The organism is Polaromonas sp. P1_E1_2, assembly GCF_056406035.1.
Window position 1 is genome coordinate 1 of record NZ_JBFUAZ010000858.1, and the last position, 1,317, is coordinate 1,317.

The 1,317-nt window shown below is 57.9% G+C and carries 2 protein-coding genes; one reads left to right on the forward strand and one right to left on the reverse strand.

Annotated elements, in window-relative coordinates; all coding sequences use genetic code 11:
• Positions 1 to 239 precede the first annotated feature (239 nt).
• On the reverse strand, positions 240 to 917 hold the full coding sequence (locus AC1D1P_RS23555) for a Crp/Fnr family transcriptional regulator (RefSeq protein ID WP_431097946.1): 678 nt from the start codon (positions 915 to 917) through the stop codon (positions 240 to 242).
• A 176-nt stretch (positions 918 to 1,093) separates the two neighbouring features.
• Here AC1D1P_RS23555 and AC1D1P_RS23560 point away from each other — a divergent pair.
• Positions 1,094 to 1,317, forward strand: a 224-nt coding sequence (locus AC1D1P_RS23560) for an NAD(P)/FAD-dependent oxidoreductase (RefSeq protein WP_477674673.1), incomplete at its 3' end; no start/stop codon positions are given.

The window sequence follows — 1,317 nt, forward strand, 5'->3', positions numbered from 1 at the left end:
TAGTACTGCAAGCCGGAAGTAGCGAGACAAAATGAAAGGGATGGATTCGTGCCCAGGGCAAGGCGCGGGCCGCAGCGAAGGCTATATGCCTTCGCAAGGCTTGCAACGCCGCCATGGGTACGAAGACGCGCTTTCATGTTTCGATATTTCCGGGTTGCAGTACCAAGCTTACCGCAGTTGGGTAAGGCCTTTGAGGGCGCCAGAGACGCCAAACCGTACGGCAGGGGTCTGCCAGGGCCCTATCCCAGCGTATGAAGACGCTCTTTCACCAAAAGCGAGCCATCGTCGCGGGTTTCGATGAATCCGCGCTCTTCAAGATCCTTCATCACCCGGCTGACCATTTCGCGCGAAGCGCCGACCATCTTGGCCAGATCCTGCCTTGAAACCTTGTCGCGGATCACGGCATTTCCGCTGCCGTCTTCATTGGCGAATTCGAGCAATGCCCTGGCCACACGGCCATACACATCCATCAGGGCCAGCGACTCAATCTGCCGGTCTGCATGGCGCAGTCGCTGGACCAGCCCCTTCAGCACGGCATAGGCCATTGAGCTGTTTTCCGGAAGGCAACGTGCAAACTCCAAGCGGCCCAGGATCAGGGCATCGGTCTGGATCTCGGCGCGCACCGTGGCGGAGTGAGGTTCGTTGTCGATCAGGCTCATTTCACCCACATAGTCGCCGGGGTGCATGGTGGCCAGAATGACCTCGCGGCCCCGGGAATCCGTGGTGATGACGCGCGCGCGGCCGGTCAGGATGATGGAAAGGGCGTTGGATTTTTTGCCCTGCTCCACGATAGGCTCGCCGCGCTTGAACCGGCGCTTGACCACGGTATCGGCGACCGATGCAGCCTGGCTGGCAGTCAACACGGAAAAAAGAGGGACCCGGCGAATCAGTTCCAGGTTAGACACCATCGTTGTCATAGCAGATATCTCCCAACCTCACATCGGACGGCTAGTCGCGTGAGTTCTTACAATGGCACGTAATCTCATAAGAAATCAAATGCCTGAAAAGTACCAGCAGCTGTTTTTACTTGACGCTGCACTTATGCGGCACGACTCTACATGAGTTCTTACACTTTCCCAATCAGTTTTTCATCATGAAACATTCCAGAGTCCTTATCCTCGGTTCAGGGCCTGCGGGTTACACCGCAGCTGTCTATGCGGCGCGCGCCAATCTCAACCCGGTATTGATCACCGGCATTGCGCAAGGCGGTCAGCTCATGACCACCACCGAGGTCGACAACTGGCCCGCCGACGTGCATGGCGTGCAGGGGCCCGACCTGATGCAGCGCTTTCTGGAGCACGCCGAGCGCTTCAAGAC

Bases quoted from the DNA above. Each gene is read 5' to 3' on its own strand.
- AC1D1P_RS23555 (WP_431097946.1), bottom strand. From the start codon at position 917: ATGACAACGATGGTGTCTAACCTGGAACTGATTCGCCGGGTCCCTCTT.